This is a genomic window from Kribbella sp. NPDC055071 (assembly GCF_053608045.1).
The window spans coordinates 236,419-253,390 of record NZ_JBSGUS010000003.1 but is presented as its reverse complement, the minus strand read 5'-3'; the positions used below and the strand labels follow the sequence as shown (position 1 = coordinate 253,390).

17 protein-coding genes are annotated in these 16,972 nt (G+C 68.2%); 2 read left to right on the top strand and 15 right to left on the bottom strand.

Features of this window, described 5'->3' with window-relative positions; all coding sequences use genetic code 11:
* Positions 1-84: 84 nt before the first annotated feature.
* From ACWF4Z_RS07825 to ACWF4Z_RS07795, 7 genes are all read right to left on the bottom strand, one after another.
* Positions 85-945 carry an alpha/beta hydrolase gene (locus tag ACWF4Z_RS07825; RefSeq protein WP_452242188.1) on the bottom strand — a complete coding sequence of 287 codons (861 nt, stop codon included), beginning with the start codon at positions 943-945 and terminating at the stop codon, positions 85-87.
* 92 nt (positions 946-1,037) lie between these two features.
* Positions 1,038-1,613 (bottom strand): isochorismatase family protein, encoded by a 576-nt coding sequence (locus ACWF4Z_RS07820; RefSeq protein WP_452242187.1) that lies wholly within the window; start codon positions 1,611-1,613, stop codon positions 1,038-1,040.
* A gap of 11 nt (positions 1,614-1,624) precedes the next feature.
* A complete protein-coding gene (locus ACWF4Z_RS07815) occupies positions 1,625-2,986 on the bottom strand; it encodes an MFS transporter (RefSeq protein WP_452242186.1) in 1,362 nt (453 codons plus the stop codon).
* Complete coding sequence (locus ACWF4Z_RS07810; protein WP_452242185.1) at positions 2,983-3,426, bottom strand: MarR family winged helix-turn-helix transcriptional regulator; 444 nt, start codon at positions 3,424-3,426, stop codon at positions 2,983-2,985. Before ACWF4Z_RS07810 ends, ACWF4Z_RS07815 begins: the two co-directional genes overlap by 4 nt.
* A gap of 51 nt (positions 3,427-3,477) precedes the next feature.
* Positions 3,478-3,780, bottom strand: coding sequence for a hypothetical protein (locus ACWF4Z_RS07805; RefSeq protein WP_452242184.1), 303 nt, complete (start codon positions 3,778-3,780; stop codon positions 3,478-3,480).
* Positions 3,777-5,366: a citramalate synthase gene (gene cimA / locus ACWF4Z_RS07800; protein WP_452242183.1), complete on the bottom strand. Its 1,590-nt coding sequence runs from the start codon at positions 5,364-5,366 to the stop codon at positions 3,777-3,779. The genes ACWF4Z_RS07805 and cimA overlap by 4 nt, the downstream gene beginning before the upstream one ends.
* 232 nt (positions 5,367-5,598) lie before the next feature.
* The gene (locus tag ACWF4Z_RS07795) at positions 5,599-6,006 is read right to left on the bottom strand and encodes a hypothetical protein (RefSeq protein WP_452242182.1); all 408 of its coding nucleotides are present in this window, start codon (positions 6,004-6,006) and stop codon (positions 5,599-5,601) included.
* Between the two features lie 279 nt (positions 6,007-6,285).
* Here ACWF4Z_RS07795 and ACWF4Z_RS07790 point away from each other — a divergent pair, with 279 nt between their 5' ends.
* Positions 6,286-7,032: a polysaccharide lyase family 7 protein gene (locus ACWF4Z_RS07790; protein WP_452242181.1), complete on the top strand. Its 747-nt coding sequence runs from the start codon at positions 6,286-6,288 to the stop codon at positions 7,030-7,032.
* Between the two features lie 149 nt (positions 7,033-7,181).
* Here ACWF4Z_RS07790 and ACWF4Z_RS07785 read toward each other — a convergent pair whose 3' ends face one another.
* Genes ACWF4Z_RS07785 through ACWF4Z_RS07775 form a run of 3 tightly spaced genes read right to left on the bottom strand, consistent with a single transcriptional unit; the run spans position 7,182 to position 9,530 of the window.
* Positions 7,182-8,282 (bottom strand): branched-chain amino acid aminotransferase, encoded by a 1,101-nt coding sequence (locus ACWF4Z_RS07785; RefSeq protein ID WP_452242180.1) that lies wholly within the window; start codon positions 8,280-8,282, stop codon positions 7,182-7,184.
* A gap of 46 nt (positions 8,283-8,328) precedes the next feature.
* A complete protein-coding gene (locus ACWF4Z_RS07780; protein WP_452242179.1) occupies positions 8,329-9,378 on the bottom strand; it encodes a 3-isopropylmalate dehydrogenase in 1,050 nt (349 codons plus the stop codon).
* Complete coding sequence (locus ACWF4Z_RS07775; RefSeq protein WP_452242178.1) at positions 9,375-9,530, bottom strand: hypothetical protein; 156 nt, start codon at positions 9,528-9,530, stop codon at positions 9,375-9,377. The genes ACWF4Z_RS07780 and ACWF4Z_RS07775 overlap by 4 nt, the downstream gene beginning before the upstream one ends.
* A 146-nt stretch (positions 9,531-9,676) precedes the next feature.
* Between ACWF4Z_RS07775 and ACWF4Z_RS07770 the strand changes: the two genes are divergently transcribed.
* On the top strand, positions 9,677-10,243 hold the full coding sequence (locus ACWF4Z_RS07770; RefSeq protein WP_452242177.1) for an O-methyltransferase: 567 nt from the start codon (positions 9,677-9,679) through the stop codon (positions 10,241-10,243).
* A gap of 107 nt (positions 10,244-10,350) precedes the next feature.
* Here the strand turns inward: ACWF4Z_RS07770 and serA are convergent, their stop codons facing one another.
* The 5 genes from serA to ACWF4Z_RS07745 form a co-directional block, all read right to left on the bottom strand.
* The gene (gene serA / locus ACWF4Z_RS07765) at positions 10,351-11,949 is read right to left on the bottom strand and encodes a phosphoglycerate dehydrogenase (protein WP_452242176.1); all 1,599 of its coding nucleotides are present in this window, start codon (positions 11,947-11,949) and stop codon (positions 10,351-10,353) included.
* A 115-nt stretch (positions 11,950-12,064) separates the two neighbouring features.
* Positions 12,065-13,258 (bottom strand): S1 family peptidase, encoded by a 1,194-nt coding sequence (locus tag ACWF4Z_RS07760; RefSeq protein WP_452242175.1) that lies wholly within the window; start codon positions 13,256-13,258, stop codon positions 12,065-12,067.
* Positions 13,259-13,396: 138 nt separating this feature from the next.
* Positions 13,397-14,428 carry a ketol-acid reductoisomerase gene (gene ilvC / locus ACWF4Z_RS07755; protein ID WP_452242174.1) on the bottom strand — a complete coding sequence of 344 codons (1,032 nt, stop codon included), beginning with the start codon at positions 14,426-14,428 and terminating at the stop codon, positions 13,397-13,399.
* Positions 14,429-14,467: 39 nt separating this feature from the next.
* The gene (gene ilvN, locus ACWF4Z_RS07750) at positions 14,468-15,100 is read right to left on the bottom strand and encodes an acetolactate synthase small subunit (protein ID WP_452242173.1); all 633 of its coding nucleotides are present in this window, start codon (positions 15,098-15,100) and stop codon (positions 14,468-14,470) included.
* The gene (locus ACWF4Z_RS07745; protein WP_452242172.1) at positions 15,100-16,848 is read right to left on the bottom strand and encodes an acetolactate synthase large subunit; all 1,749 of its coding nucleotides are present in this window, start codon (positions 16,846-16,848) and stop codon (positions 15,100-15,102) included. Before ACWF4Z_RS07745 ends, ilvN begins: the two co-directional genes overlap by 1 nt.
* Positions 16,849-16,972 lie beyond the last annotated feature (124 nt).

Sequence of the window (16,972 nt, the reverse complement as noted above, 5' to 3'; positions counted from 1 at the left end):
CGGGGACAACTCCCCCGCGGCTCCTGCTCAGCCCGCCGTCAGCCCACCATCAGCCCAGCCGCCAGCCTGCGGTCAGCCCAGCCGTCAGTGGCCGGCTGCGGCGGCCGGGGCGTTCTTGCGGATGAACTCGAGCGCGGTCCGCGCGACCTCTTCCCAGCCGTGGTCGATGACCAACGAGTGCCCGCGCCCCGGGATCTCGGCGAACTCGGTGACCGCCTGGTTCTTGCTGTGCTTCTTGTACGCCGCGTGCGAGATGGCGTGCGGGACCGTGTGGTCCTTCTCGCCGGAGATGATCAGGATCGGCCCGCGGTCCTCGGCGGTGAAGTCGACCTTCGTCTCGCTGAACGGATTGAGGTTCGCGACCGCGGCCTGGAAGATCGGTACGCCGGACGCCGCGACGTGGAACTCGTCGTACAACTGGCGGGCTTCGGCCTCGTCGAGGGCGTTGGCCCAGCCGTAGCTGAACTCGTCGAAGGTCAGCGTGACCGCCCGGCGCGCGTTCGCCGGGTTCCCCAGGACCGGCGAGCCGGACTTCAGCGCCGACGGCGGCAGCGGCAGCACACCCCGGCCCGGCGCGGGGTCGATCGACACCGTCACCGCCGACACTCCTTCGCCCGCGAGCTTCTGCACGATCAGCCCACCGAAGGAGTGGCCGACGATCGCAGGCTTGGTCTGGAGCCGGCCGATCGCGTCAAGGTAGTGGTCGGTGACGGCCTGGACCATCTTGTGCGCGAACACCTCAGGATGCTCGCGCGCCTCGGCCACGGTCTCCGGGTCGTCCGGCCAACCGGGGGCAATAGTGCTGTAGCCGTTCTCCTCGAACAGCCGGCGCCAACGGTCCCAACTGCTCGACAGCAACCACAGACCGTGGACGAAGACCACGGTCTGCCGACCGGATGCATTGGCCTCGTCGATCTCGGACTGTTCGCGATCGGTGAGCGACATACTGCCTCCTCAGGCTGAGCTACCGACGACGATAGCCAGCAACTGCCGCCGCGCACATCGTCCCGGCTGACAAAGGTGCTCGGCCCAGTCGCTCAGCCCAGCAGGTTGATGATGTCTGCGGTGGCGCCGGTTTCGCCGAGGCGCGGGAAGATGCGGGTCAGCGAGTGTTCGTGGGAGTCGGCGGAGAGGTCGGTCATGGCGTCGGTTGCCAGGGTTACGTGGTAGCCGTGCTCGAAGGCTGCGCGGGCGGTCGACTCGACACCGATGCTCGTCGCGACGCCGGTCAGGACGATCTGGGTAATGCCGCGGCGGCGCAGGTGGACGTCGAGATCGGTGCCGTGGAACGCGCCCCAGTTCCGCTTGGTGACGATGATGTCGTCGGAGTGACCGGCCAGCCGGTCGACGATCTCGGATCCGTTGGCGGGCGGTGTCGCGGTCGAACTCATTTGCTGTTCGGTCCGCCCGGTCGGCCGGTCCGATCCGTCGGCGCTGAAGCTGACCCGGACGAGCACGACGGGGAGGTTGCGCTTGTGGAAGGCGTCGACGAGCTCCGCCGTACGCTCGATCACGTCAGCGGTCGAATGCGGTTCGCCGGGGAGCGCGGCGACGGCGTTCTGCAGGTCGATGACCACGAGCGCGGTCTTCGGGTCAAGAGTGGTGACGGGCACGACAGAACCTCTCAGTTGGGGTGGGTGGAGCCGATCCGGACCAGCGATCGGTCCAGGACCGTGACCAGCACGAGCAGACAGGCAAGCGCGAGCAGGAACAACGAAAGCTCGTGCAGGCCGGCCGTGGTAGCACCGTGCCGGAAGAACTGGGCATTCGCCGCGGCAGCGATCAGGGCACCGAGGTACCCGCACGTCCGCAGCAGGCCGGCCGACGATCCGATCCGGGCCGGATCCGCCTGGTGATACAGGGCGTTCTGGTTGGCGAGCGCGCTCAGGCCCTGGGACAGGCCGGCCAGGGCACCGACCAGCGCCAGCAGGACGAACGCGGTCCGCCCGTCGACGAACTGTGGTGCAACCGCGGCCGCCACGAGGAAGATGCTCCCGGCAATGAGTTTGCCCCGGACCTTGGCCCGGCGGCCGGTGATCGCGATGATCACGACAGCGCTGACGGACAACGGCAGCATCAGCAGTCCAGTGGACGCGGCGCCCAGTCCGCGCCCCTCCTCGAGCCATTGCGGAAAGGCGTAGAGGAAGGCATACGAACCAACCATCGACAGCACTTGGCGGACGTACGTCGCGATCAGCGCAACGTTCCCACCCAGTACGTGCAGATCGATGAACGGCTCGACCACACGCAATTGCACGCGGACGAACGCCGTTCCGATGACAACTGTGAGCACCACCAGGTACCAGTGCGAGACCCGCGGCTGCATCAGGAACAACATCAGCGAGACCAGCGTCGCGGTGAACAGGACGACGCCTGGGTAATCCAGCCGCCCGGCAGCGCGACTGTGCGGACGCACCGGCAGCCACAGCATGCCGAGGATCACACAGATCACCGACAACGGAACGTTGATGGTGAAGATGAGATGCCAGCCGCCGAGGCCGATCAGCAGGCCACCGAGGGTCGGCCCGATCACCGCGATCACCTGGTTGGAGATCGACAGGAGGCTCAGGATCCCGGCTGGGGTGCTCATTCTGGTCCGGTCGGCCTCGCTGCGGATGAGCGACATCGAGGCCGGGTACGCCGCCGACGTCCCGAACCCGAGTAACACCCGGGACACGATGAGTACGCCGAGACTCGGAGCCAGCGCACCCATCAGGCCCGCGATGCCGACCACCGCCGTACCGATCAGGTAGAGCGGACGCGGGCCGTAGAGGTCGACCAGGCGACCGGCGACCGGCTGGCCGACGGCTGTCGCGAGGTAGAGGCCGGTGACCAGCCACGCCGTCTGCGACGGAGGTACGCCGAAGGTCGCGCCGATCGGAATCAGCGCGACGGCGAGCATCGACGAGTTGATCGGGTTGAGGATCCCGCCGATCACCATCGGCGCGATCAGCCGGCGATCGAACTTCGCCGGGTCTGGCGTCACCGGGAGGTCGCCGCCTCGAGCGCGCGATCCACCAGAGCCAACGCCGTCAAGATCGTCTGGCGCTCGTCCTCGGTGCAGTGATCCTGCAGAGTCTGGCCGAGCCACTCCTGCTGAACCTTACGGTCGCCCTGGATGCGATGCCGACCGGCGGTGGTCAGCGAGACCACCTGCCGGCGACCGTCCTGCGGATCCGGGTGGCGCTGGATCAGGTCCGCCGCGCGCAGAGCGGCAAGGATCGCGGCCATCGACTGCGGCCGGACCCGCTCGGCGGTCGCCAACTCGCTGGCCGACGCCGGCCCGCCCTTGTCGATCCGGCTCAGCACCGACGACTGCGAGGGCGTGAGGTCGTCCTGCTCGGCCAGCTCCTTCAGCCGCCGCTTGGTCCGCCCGAACACGACGCGCAGCTGATTGGCCGCTTGTACCGCCGAGGCAGAGATCATGCAGCCAACATAAACCCATCAGTCCAAACTGTCCAGCTTCGGCTGATCAGTTCAGACTGACGAATAGCTCACCTCAAGGACGCCGATGACCTTGTCCAGCCGGGCCGCGACCCGGCCTGCGTCGAAGCCCGCACCGGCGACCACGATCCGCAGGGTGCGCTCGTCCAGGGACAGCGCCAGCTCGCGAACGTCGTACGGATTGAGCTGGACGGCGATCCGGGCCAGCAGGCCGCAGGTCTCGACGACCTCGGCGGTGAAGACGGTGGCAGCGGGCGCCGGCGCGACGGCCAGCGCCGTCTCCACAGCGGAATTGACAGCGGGATTCACGGCAGGGGTCACGGTCAGGGCGCTCATCGGACGACCTCCTTGTGGCGCAGGAGGCCGAAGGTGAAGCCGTCGACGAGGGCCTCCCACGATGCCTCGACGATGTTGTGCCCGACCCCGACCGTCACCCACGAACCCTCGCCGTCCGCGGTCTCGATCAGCACTCTGATCACCGCGTCCGTCCCGTGGCCCTGGTCGAGGATGCGGACCTTGTAGTCGACCAGCTCGAACTTGTTCACGGCCGGGTAGGCGCGCTCGATCGCCGTCCGCAGCGCGTGGTCCAGCGCGTTCACCGGGCCGTTGCCCTCGCCCGTGACGATCTCGCGCTCGCCGCCCGCGACGAGCTTCACGGTGGATTCGGAGACGGCCTCGCCGTCGGCGCGGGACTCGGTGATCACGCGCCACGACTCGACGTCGAAGAAGCTGACCCGCCGGCCGGTGACCTCTTCCATCAGCAGGAGTTCGAACGACGCATCCGCGGCTTCGAACGTGTAGCCGCGCGCTTCCATCTCCTTCACCCGGTCCGCGACCCGGGTGACCAGCTCGCGGTCGTTGCCGAGATCGAACCCGAGCTCGCGGCCTTTGAGCTCGATACTCGCCCGGCCGGCCATCTCGGAGACGAGCATCCGCATGTCGTTGCCGACCAGGCCCGGATCCGTGTGCTGGTAGAGGTCGGGATCCACCTTGATGGCGCTGGCGTGCAGGCCCGCCTTGTGGGCGAACGCGGACACACCGACGTACGGCTGCCGGGTCGACGGCGGCACGTTCGTCACTTCGGCGATCGCATGCGCGATCCGGAACGACTCGGCGAGCTTGCCGGCCGGGAGCAGCTCCAGCTCCCGCTTCAGCTCGAGGTTGGCCACGATCGCCAGCAGGTCGGCGTTGCCGGTGCGTTCGCCGTACCCGTTGATCGTGCCCTGGACATGCGTGACGCCGGCCTCGACAGCGGCGATCGTGTTCGCCACCGCGCAGCCGGCGTCGTTGTGGCAGTGGATGCCGAGCCGGGCACCCGTGGACTCGAGGACGTCGCGGACGATGTCCTGGAGCTCCCGGGGAAGTGTGCCGCCGTTGGTGTCGCACAAGGCGACCACGTCCGCGCCGGACTCGACGGCTACCCGTACCACCTCGAGGGCGTAGGCGCGGTTGGCGCGGTAGCCGTCGAAGAAGTGCTCGGTGTCGAGGAAGACCCGTTGACCGCTGCCGGTGAGGTGCTGGACCGTGTCGGCGACCATCCGGAGGTTCTCGTCGAGTGTCGTCCGGAGGGCTCGTTCGACGTGCGCGTCGTGGCTCTTGGCAACGAGTGTGACGACGGCGGCGCCGGAGTCGCGGAGCGCGGCGACCTGTGGGTCGTCGGCCGCGGACGACCCGGGCTTGCGGGTCGCGCCGAACGCGGCGAAGGTCGCCGTCTTCAAATGCAGCTCGGTCCGGGCCCGCTCGAAGAATTCGGTGTCCTTGGGCACAGCGCCCGGCCAACCGCCCTCGATGAACCCCACACCCAAGTCGTCCAGGTGCTGCGCAATGGCAATCTTGTCGGCCACCGACAACGCCAGACCCTCCTGCTGCGCGCCGTCGCGCAGAGTCGTGTCATAGACGTGGAACTCGTCCGAGATGCTCATAGTCGGCCTTCCGGTGGGGGCTCGCGGCAAACAAAAAACCTCCCGCATGGTGCGAGAGGTCTGCGCGCTCAGGTACTGCTGGCTGAGCGCGCCTAGGGAATAATCACCCGGTAGATCTTCATGACATTTCGCAGTCTGCCACACAATGTCCACACCGTGGCGAGAATGTCTCGCATCACGAACATTCAGTACGCCGACCAGTACTGGGGAGTACGCCGGAGTCCAGCCGGCCTCAGGCGGTCAGTGAGGTGAGCGACCAGCCGGGGTCGTCCCAGGCGGTGTAGAAGTCCTCGCGGGACAAGGCCCGCAGTCCCCAGGCCTCGCGATCCAGGGCCTGGTCGGTCAGGATCCCCTCGTCGTCCTCGAGCCGCTGCCACCAGTACCGCGTGACCTCGCCGTCTTCGCGGACGCCGAGCTGCCGTACGACGACCCACTCACGCTCGTGCCAGACCGCCTCGTAGAGCCAGTCGGTGCCGTCCTCGTCGGCCAGAGCGCCGTACGTCCGCGGCGCCGTCCCGCGGTCGAGATCATGGATCAGCTCAACAGTCGAGCGGATCGCCGCGGCCGTCTGGGCCGACCAGCCGCGCCTCTCGGCGAGCTCGGCGTAATAGGCGTCGACTTCGGGCGGGAAGCTGCTCATGGCGACTGACCCTACCGAAGAGCGCCTGTGGACAGCGACCGTCCATCCACAGGCACAACCTGAGAACCTGCTGTGTTTCCAGACCCGGCCGGTCGAGGCACGCCTAGCCGCGGGCGATTGGGGGTGGCTGGGGCCACCACCGTGGTTGTTGATGGCCGGAAGCTGCATAAGTCGGCTGAGCCGTTCACTGGTGGGCCACGATGACGATGGCACACGTTGTTGGCCGCGGCGTTCTGTTGCTCCTGGCAACCGCAACCCGTCCCACTGAGAGAGGCAGTCATGAAGTCACTCCGGATCTTCCTCGCCACCGCCCTCGCCACCGTGGTGACCGCGGTCCCCGCCAGCGCGTGTCTCACCACGCCGAGCGCTCAGGTGCCGGCCGACGTACTCAATCTGACGAACTGGAAGATCACCCTTCCGACCGGCTCGTCGGGCAGCCCGACCGAGATCAAGCAGCCGGCCCTCGACAGCTACTCGGTCGATCCGTACTTCAAGGTCGTCGGCGACGCCGTCCAGTTCCGCGCGCCCGTCAACGGCGTCACGACCAGCGGGTCCAGTTACCCGCGATCCGAGCTGCGCGAGATGACGAACAACGGCAGCAGCAACGCGAGCTGGTCGTCAACCTCGGGCACGCACACGCTCGTCGTCCGCGAGTCGTTCGACCACCTGCCCGCGGAGAAGCCACACCTCGTCGGCGCACAGATCCACGACGCCGACGACGACGTCACCGTCTTCCGGCTCGAGGGCACCAGCCTCTACCTCACGAACGGCGACACCACGCACTACAAGCTGATCACCAGCTCATACACCCTAGGCACCGTCTTCGAAGCAAAATTCGTCGTCAGCGGCGGCAAGGTCAAGGCCTACTACAACGGCACCCTGCAAACCACGATCACCAAGAACTTCTCCGGCGCCTACTTCAAAGCCGGCGCCTACACCCAAGCCAACTGCACAAACTCATCCCCCTGCGCCACCACCAACTACGGCCAAACCACAATCCACACCCTGACCGTCACCCACTCCTAAGACGGCACGGCCGGGATCCCGGCGAGCGGACCGGCACCACTCACCAAGCAGACTGCTGAACGCCAGTTCACGCTCACGACCTCGCCCGGCAGGGGCGGGGCTGCAGTTGATGAGTGGCTGGGGTCCGCCGACACAGAGCTCTCCCGGGATCACATCCCAGGTGCGACCACTCGGGTCATCCAGTTGTGGGGGTCTGTGGTGCGGCCGTATTGGACGTCCAGGAGGGCGCTGCGGACGGCTGCGGTGACCTTGCCGCCGGTGCCGTCGCCGATCTGAACCTCGCCGTCCTTCCACTTGAGCGACGCGACCGGCGTGACGACCGCGGCGGTGCCGCAGGCGAAGACCTCCTGGACCGTTCCGTCGGCCGCGCCGTCGCGCCACTCGTCGATCGAGATCTTGCGCTCGGTGACGGTGTAGCCGAGGTCGGTGACGAGCTTCAGGATCGAGTCCCGGGTGACGCCTTCGAGGATCGTGCCGGACAGCTCCGGCGTGACGACGGTGTTGTCGTCGAGGACGAAGTACAGGTTCATCCCGCCGAGCTCCTCGACCCACTTCTTCTCGACCGCGTCGAGGAAGGCGACCTGGTCGCAACCCTCCGAGATCGCCTCGGCCTGCGCGAGCAGCGAGGACGCGTAGTTGCCGCCGGTCTTGGCCGCGCCGGTGCCACCAGGCGCCGCCCGCGTGTACTCCTCGCTCAGCCAGATCCGGACCGGCTTCACGCCGCCGGAGAAGTACGACCCGGCCGGCGACGCGATCACGCAGTACGTGACGTGCGCGGACGGGCGGACGCCGAGGAACGGGTCCGAGCCGAACATGAACGGCCGCAGGTACAGCGACGTCTCGCCACCGCCGGGCACCCAGGCCTTGTCCAGCTCGACCAACTGGCGCAGCGACTCCAGGAAGACCGCCTCCGGCAGCTCGGGCAGGGCCAGCCGGTGGGCCGACCGCGCGAACCGGGCCGCATTCGCCTCGGGGCGGAACATGTGGATCGAGTCGTCGGGATGCCGGTAGGCCTTCATCCCTTCGAAGATGCTCTGGGCGTAGTGGAACACCGAGGTCGCCGGAGACAGCTCCAGCGGCCCGAAGGCGGTGATCCTCGCGTCGTGCCAGCCGTTCTCCTTGGTCCAGGTGGCGATCGCCATGTGGTCGGAGAAGTACTGCCCGAATCCCGGGTTCGCCAGGATCTCGGTGCGCTGGTCGTCGCTGGCCGGATGGGTGGTTGGCTCAACGGTGAATGGCAAAGCGCTCATGGCTGCACCGTACCTCTCGGCCAAGTGGTCATGCGAGCGTCGCCGTTCAGCCGGCCGCGCGCTTGGCGATGGCATCGCCGATCTCCGCGGTGCTGCGGGCCGCACCGGTCCGCTCTTCGATGTCTGCCTCGACGGCCGCCTCGATCGCGGCCGCGGCCTCGGTCAGGCCGAGGTGGTCGCACAGCAGCGCGGTGGACAGGATCGCCGCCGTCGGGTCCGCCTTCTGCTGACCGGCGATGTCCGGCGCGGAGCCGTGCACCGGCTCGAACATGCTCGGCGCGGTCTTGTCCGGGTTGATGTTGCCGCTGGCCGCCAGCCCGATCCCGCCACTGATGGCGGCCGCGAGGTCGGTGATGATGTCGCCGAACAGGTTGTCGGTGACGATCACGTCGAACCGGGCCGGGTCGGTGACCAGGAAGATGGTTGCCGCGTCCACGTGCAGGTAGTCGACCGCGATCTCCGGGAACTCGGCGGCGACCTTGTCCACGGTCCGCTTCCACAGGTGCCCGGCGTACACGAGGACGTTGTTCTTGTGCACGAGCGTGAGCTTCTTGCGCGGCCGCGCCTGGGCCCGCGCGAACGCGTCCCGCACGACCCGCTCGACGCCGAACGCCGTGTTGACGGAGACCTCGGTGGCGATCTCGGCCGGCGTGCCGACGCGGAGGGCACCGCCGTTGCCGACGTACGGACCCTCGGTGCCTTCGCGTACGACGACGAAGTCGACGGCACCGGGGTCGGCCAGCGGGGAGCCGACGGACGGGTAGATCTTGGAGGGCCGCAGGTTCACGTAGTGGTCGAGGGTGAACCGGAGCTTCAGCAGCAGACCGCGCTCGAGCACGCCGGACGGAACGCTCGGGTCGCCGACGGCGCCGAGCAGGATCGCGTCGTGCTTGCGGATCTCCTCGAGCTCGGCGTCGGGCAGCGTCTCACCAGTGGCGTGCCAGCGCTTCGCGCCGAGGTCGTACTCGGTCCGCTCGAACGTCACGCCTTGGCGGGCGGCGACCGCGTCGAGGACCTTGAGCGCCTCGTCGATCACCTCCGGTCCGATCCCGTCCCCGGGAACGACGGCCAGCGTGAAGTTCTTTTTGTCGCTCACTTCTTGGGTTCTCCCCCGTTGTCGCGGCGGTTCATGGCCTCTTGGACTGCCCTGACCTCGTCGCTCACCGCGCGGGTCGTGCGGCGACGGCGAGTCGCCTTCCGCTCCTTGGCGTCGATCGCCGGCCAGTTGGCTGGATACATGTCGTACATGCTGCTCTCCCGAATGGTCTCGCGGGCGGCAGGGTGTTCCAGAATTTACTCTGGCGTACGACTATTTCACCACTATGCGGGCACGGAATCCCGGAATGTGAGATACCGGTGCGGGTGACGGCCCCGAGCTGTGCAACTCTCAACCGGTGAGCGCTCCTCCAGAACTGCCGCCGCTGGTGTCGGCGGCCCTCAGCCTGTCCGGCCGGCGCGGATTCGTCAGCTCCACCCGGAACGAGACCGGCCGCCTGCTCGCCTCGCTCGCGGCCTCGAAGACGGGCCTGCTCGGTGAGCTCGGAACCGGCTGCGGCGTGGGCTCGGCCTGGTTGCGCAGCGGCGCCGCGGACGGGACGAACATCGTCACCGCGGAGAGCGATCCGCAACTGGCCCAAGTGGTGGCGGAGCTGTTCGCCGCGGACGAACGGATCGAGGTCGTCTCGGCCGACTGGACCGCGCTGATCGAGCGTGGCCCGTTCGCGCTGCTGTTCGTGGACGCGCGCGAGGCCAAGCTCTCGGCCCGCGACGTCATCGCGGACGTGGTCGAGCCCGGCGGCTTCGTCGTACTGGACGATTTCACGCCGTCAGCGGTCTGGCCGCCGATGTACGAAGGCCGCGTCGACACGCTGCGGCAGGAGTGGCTGATGGACAAGCGCTTCACGACCGTCGAGGTCATGGTCGCGCCGGACGCCGCCGTACTGCTCGCAACCCGACACTAGACATGAAGCGGGCCCGGACACTTGGGTCCGGGCCCTTGCCAGCCGCCATGCGCCTGCGGGCGGCTAGCCGCTTCTAGTAAAACAGACTGAATCAGTCGTTCGCTGAACTACGCCTCGAGGTCCACGGTGCGGGCGGTGTCGGCGTGCACGGCGTTCGCGATGTCGTCCAGTACGGCGGGGACGATCTTCGAGTCGACCGAGAGGGCGACCAGCGCCTTGCCACCCTTGCGGTCACGGCTGACCTGCATGCCGGCGATGTTCACGTCCGCGTCGCCGAGGATGCGGCCGACCTGGCCGACGATGCCTGGCCGGTCCTCGTAGGTGAGGAAGGCCAGGTGCGCGGCCAGCTCCACCTCGACGTCGAATCCGTCGATCTCGACCAGCCGCTCCGACTGCCGAACGCCGACCAGCGTGCCGGAGACCGATACCTGCGCACCGTCGGCGAGGGTGCCGCGCAGGGTGATCAGGTTGCGGTGCTCGGGGCTGTCGTGGTCGGTGACGAGCCGGACCTCGAGGCCACGCTCGGCCGCGAGCAGCGGTGCGTTCACGTACGAGACGTTGTCCTCGACAACATCCGCGAAGACACCCTTGAGTGCGGCGAGCTCCAGCACCTTGACGTCGTACTGCGTGATCTCGCCACGCACCTCGACGTCGAGCTGCTGCGCGACCCCGCCGGCCAGCGCAGTGAAGATGCGACCGAGCTTCTCGGTCAGCGCGATGCCCGGCCGGACCTCCTCGGCGATCACGCCGCCCTGGACGTTGACCGCGTCCGGAACCAGCTCACCCGACAGCGCGAGCCGGACCGACTTGGCGACCGCGATACCGGCCTTCTCCTGCGCCTCGGCGGTCGACGCACCCAGGTGCGGGGTGGCGACGACGTTCTCGAACTCGAACAGCGGCGAGTCGGTGCACGGCTCGGTCGCGAACACGTCGAGGCCGGCGCCGGCGACGCGGCCCTCCTTGAGCGCGGTGTAGAGCGCCTGCTCGTCGACGATGCCGCCGCGGGCCGCGTTCACGATGATGACCTCGGGCTTGACCTTGTGCAGTTCCTCGTCGCCGATCAGGCCGATCGTCTCCGGCGTCTTCGGGAGGTGCACCGAGATGAAGTCGCTGGCGGCCAGCAGCTCGTCGAGCGAGGCGAGCCGGACCCCCATCTGCGCGGCCCGGCCGGCCTGCACGTACGGGTCGTAGGCGATCACGTTCATGCCGAAGGCGGCCAGGCGCTGCGCGACCAGGACGCCGATCTTGCCCAGGCCGACGATGCCGACGGTCTTCTCGAACAGCTCGACCCCGGAGAACTTGCTGCGCTTCCACTCGCCGTTCTTGAGCGACTGGTCGGCGGCCGGGACCCGGCGCGCGGCGGCCAGCAGCAGCGCGACCGCGAGCTCGGCGGCGCTGACGATGTTCGAGGTCGGGGCGTTCACGACCATCACACCGGCCTGGGTGGCGGCCTTCACGTCGACGTTGTCGAGGCCGACGCCGGCGCGGGCGACGACCTTCAGGCGCTTGGCGGCCGCGAGGGCCTCGGCGTCCACCTTGGTGGCGCTGCGAATGAGGATGGCGTCGACGTCGGCGATGGCCGGGATCAGCTGGGCGCGGTCGGCGCCGTTGGTGTGGCGGATCTCGAAGTCGGGGCCGAGCGCCTCGACGGTGGCCGGGCTGAGCTCTTCGGCGATCAGGACGACGGGCCGGGTTACGTCAGTCATGGAGAAGTCTCCTGGATTAGCGGTAGGGGCTCGTGTGAACAGAGCACCGCGCTGTGCCCGCTGCACCGATCGTACCCCGTCGGTTCTCAGGGCCGCCCAGTGACCCGAATGGCGGTCAGTCCGTGTCGCAGCTGGCCTGTGCCATCAGGACGGTCTGGTCGATCACGAGCTTGCCGCCCTGCCGGATCAAGCGGTAGCGCAAGTCCAGCCGGTTGCACGACAACCCCTTGGCACCGGTCGCGTTCGGCGAGTACAGCGCGTTGAACGTCATCCGGGCGTTCACACCGGTCGCGCCGTTCTGGCTCACCTCGGTGAGCTTCGCCCCGAAGAAGTACGACGTCTCGTGGTTCTGCGCATCCTTGGTGGGCGTGATCGACTTGGCCAGCCGCTCGGAGTACACGGCCTGCAGTGCGGCGAAGTCGCGCCGGTTCTCCAGCGACAGATAGCTGCCCAGCAACGTCTGGGCCTCGACCGCGAGCGGGGTGTTGGCAACCTGCAACTCCGGCACGATCCCGGTCTGCGGGCCTTTCGACCGCGCACACGTGCCGCCCGGCTCCGGCGTGATCCCGGTCGACTTCGGTACGACGTACTCGCGCAGCCTGCCGACATCCACGATCGTGGCCGCCTGGACCGTCTCACCCGTGACCAGACCGACCACCTGCCCGCGCTTGTCCACGACAGGGCCGCCAAGTTTGGCCGCGTTCATCACTTCGCTGAGCGCTCGCGGATCCGCCGCCGAACCGACCGGCTGGATCGTCTGCTTGCCGGCCGCCGTGTAGCCGATCAGCCCGCGCTCGGCCTTCGGGTCCGGGTCCGTGGCCGCGAGCTCCAGCGGCGCGTCGTCCAGCCGCCCGATCATCACCAGGACGGCGACTCCGTCGGCGCTTCTGCCGAGCAGGTTGGCCCGCCGGATCCGGCTGTCCGGGGTGACGATCACGATCGACAGCGACTGCTCGACCGCGGAGGCGGCGGTCAGGATCAGGCCGTTGTCGAGCAGTACGCCGGAAGCCTCGCCAGAACCCCCGCACGTCGTGGCCAGCACCCGAACGACACTGTGGCCGACGTCGTCGAGGACCGCGCCGGTGTTGAGCTTCAGACTCTGCGAACGGACCCACCAACCGGCGGTCGCGCCTGCGGCGACGATCAGCACGAGGACGAGGAACCCGGCCAGGAACCGGCCGTACACCCACGGCTGTCGGGGCGGGGGCTCCGGGGCGCGCGGCGTGCTGATCTGTAGCTGGGTGATCGTGCCTACGCCCGCGGGGATGCGCCGAGGCGGCCGCGGCGGCGTACGCCTGCCGTCTTCCACCGCCCGTCACCTCCCCGCACCCATCCAGACCAGAACAGTCACTGATTGTGCCAAACGCGAAGCGCATCTGAAGGGAGGGAAGGCACGAAAAGAAGAAAGTCGAGCCGGGGTCTGGCAGACCCCGGCTCGGTGGTTACGTCAGCGGGCCGACGAGCCTTCGACGTAGTCGTCGTCGTGGGACTTGACCCAGGACATCAGGCCGCGCAGTTCCTTGCCCACGGCCTCGATCGGGTGCTCCTGGCTCTTACGCCGGAACTCCTTGAACTCCGGCGCGCCGGCGTCCTGGTCGGCGATGAAGCGGGCCGCGAAGGTGCCGTCGGTGATGTCACCGAGGACCTCCTTCATCCGCTGCTTCACCGACGCGTCGATGATCCGGGGGCCGGACACGTAGTCGCCGTACTCGGCGGTGTCGGAGATCGACCAGCGCTGCTTGGCGATGCCGCCTTCGTAGATCAGGTCGACGATCAGCTTGAGCTCGTGCAGGCACTCGAAGTACGCGACCTCGGGCTGGTACCCGGCCTCGGTGAGTACCTCGAAACCGTTCTGGATCAGCGCGGACACGCCACCGCACAGGACGGCCTGCTCGCCGAACAGGTCGGTCTCGGTCTCCTCGGTGAAGGTGGTCTTGATACCGCCGGCCCGCAGGCCGCCGATCCCCTTCGCGTACGAGAGCGCGAGGTCCCAGGCCTTGCCGGTCGCGTCCTGCTCGACCGCTACCAGCACCGGTACGCCGCGACCCTCGGAGTACTCACGGCGGACCAGGTGGCCCGGGCCCTTCGGGGCGACCATGAACACGTCCACGCCGGCCGGCGGCTTGATGTAGCCGAACCGGATGTTGAAGCCGTGACCGAACACGAGCGCGTCACCGTCAACAAGGTTCGGCTCGATGGCCTCCTTGTAGAGCTTGCGCTGCGCCGGGTCCGGCGCGAGGACGACGATGACGTCGGCCTCCTCGACCGCCTCGGCCGGACTGACCACGCGCAGGCCCTGGGCCTCGGCCTTGGCCCGGCTCTTCGAGCCCTCCGGCAGACCGACCCGCACATCCACGCCGGAGTCGCGCAGCGAGAGCGCGTGGGCGTGGCCCTGTGAGCCGTAGCCGAGAACGGCCACGTGGCGGCCCTGGATCACCGACAGGTCGGCGTTGTCGTCGTAGAACATTTCAGCTGCCACTTCGGCGTTCTTCTCCTTGGTTGATGGCTTCTAGCTACTTCAGCCGTGACGGACCGCGGGCCGGCCCGGCGGCGGTGTCGGGACCGGGTGGTGGTTGGCCCGATCGGCGGGTTGCGCCTGGATCGTCGGCGGGCCGGACGCTACGTGCGGCGGTGGCACCGGGACCGGCCGGAGCGTGCGGTCGGAGATGGAGCGACTGCCCCGTCCGATCGCCACCATGCCGGACTGCACCAGCTCGCGGACACCGAAGGGTTCCAGCACCCGGAGCATGGCCTCGAGTTTGTCGGGATTGCCGGTCGCCTCGATCGTGATCGCGTCCGGTGCCACGTCCACCACCTTCGCACGGAACAGCTGGACGGTCTCCAGCACCTGTCCCCTGGTCAAGGTGTCCGCTTTGACCTTCACCAGCAGCAATTCACGCTGCACCGTCTGCGTCGGCTCGAGTTCGACGATCTTGATCACGTTCACCAGCTTGTTCAGCTGCTTGGTGATCTGCTCCAAAGGCTGCTCTTCCACGCTGACCGCGATGGTCATCCGGGAAACCTCGGGGTGCTCGGTCGGGCCGACCGCGAGCGAGTCGATGTTGAACCCGCGCCGCGAGATGAGCGCCGCCACCCGCGCCAGCACACCGTGCTTGTTCTCGACCAGGATGCTCAGAGTGTGCTTCGTCATCAGAGTTCCTCGCCGTCCCACGTCGGCGCCATGTCGCGGGCGATCTGGATCTCGTCGTTGCTGACACCGGCGGCGACCATCGGCCAGACCATCGCGTCGCGGTGGACGACGAAGTCGACCACGACCGGCTGGTCGGTGACCGACATCGCCTTGTCGATGGTGGCGTCGACCGACTCCTTGTCCGAGCAGCGCAGCCCGACGCCGCCCATCGCCTCGGCCAGCTTGGCGAAGTCCGGGATCTGGGCCGAGTGCAGGTCGGTGTTGGAGTAGCGCTTGTCGTAGAACAGGGTCTGCCACTGCCGGACCATGCCCAGCGACTGGTTGTTGATCACGGCAACCTTGATCGGGATGCCCTCCAGCGCGCAGGTGACCAGCTCCTGGTTCGTCATCTGGAAGCAGCCGTCGCCGTCGATCGCCCACACCGTCTTGTCCGGTCGGGCGACCTTGGCCCCCATCGCGGCCGGCAGGCCGTACCCCATCGTCCCGAGACCGCCGGAGTTCAGCCAGTGGCGCGGCTTCTCGAACGGCAGGTAGTGCGCGGCCCACATCTGGTGCTGGCCGACACCACTGGTGTAGATGGCGTCCGGCCCGGCGATCTGGCCGATCCGCTGGATCACGTACTGCGGCGACAGGCTGCCGTCCTCGGGGTCGTCGTACCCGACCGGGTACTTGGCCCGCACGGATTCGAGCTGCTGGCGCCAGGCGTCGTACGACGGGGTCCGGCCGGCCGCCGCGATCTCGGCCCGCAGCGCCGCGAGCAGGTCGGTGATGACCTCCTTGCAGTCGCCGACGATCGGCACGTCGACGGCCCGGTTCTTGCCGATCTCGGCCGGGTCGATGTCGGCGTGGATGACCTTCGCTTCGGGCGCGAACGAGTCGAGCTTGCCGGTCACCCGGTCGTCGAAGCGGGCGCCCAGACAGATCAGCAGATCGGACCGCTGCAGCGCGCCGACCGCGGAGACCGAGCCGTGCATACCGGGCATCCCGAAGTGCAGATCGTGCGTGTCCGGGAGTGCGCCGCGGGCCATCAGCGTGGTGACCACCGGGATGCCGAGGAGCTCCGCGAGTTCCTTCAGCTCGGCGTGTGCCTGGGCCCGGATCACGCCGCCGCCGACGTACAGGACCGGCTTCTCGGCCGCGGCGATCAGGCGGGCCGCCTCGCGCACCTGCTTGGGGTGCGGGCGGGTCACCGGGCGGTACCCGGGCAGGGACAGCTCGGTCGGCCACTGGAAGTCGACCTTCGCCTGCATCGCGTCCTTGGTCACGTCGACCAGCACCGGACCGGGCCGGCCGGTCGAGGCGATGTGGAACGCCTCGGCGACCGTGGTGGCGATGTCGTTCGGGTCGTTGACCAGGAAGTTGTGCTTGGTGATCGGCATGGTGATGCCGCGGATGTCGGCCTCCTGGAACGCGTCCGTCCCGATCGCGGCACCGGCCACCTGACCGGTGATCGCGACCAGCGGGACCGAGTCCATGTAGGCGTCGGCGATCGGCGTCACCAGGTTCGTCGCGCCGGGGCCGGAGGTCGCCATGCACACGCCGGTCTTGCCGGACGCGGAGGCATAGCCCTGCGCGGCGTGGCCGGCACCTTGCTCGTGACGTACCAGGATGTGGCGAATCTGGGTCGAGTCGAGCATCGGGTCGTACGCCGGGAGGATCGCGCCCCCCGGGATGCCGAAGACGGTGTCCACTCCGGCATGTTCCAGTGCGCGGATCAGAGCCTGTGCCCCGGTCAGCTGCTCACTCATGAGTGCCTTCCCTGTCAGTCACGTTCGTTGGGCTTGCCTTTTCGCGACCGATCCATCCTCGCTTGTGGTTGTCGTAGGGCTTCCGCTGGGTCTCAGATAGTCGCCCGTGCAACAAAAAACCCCT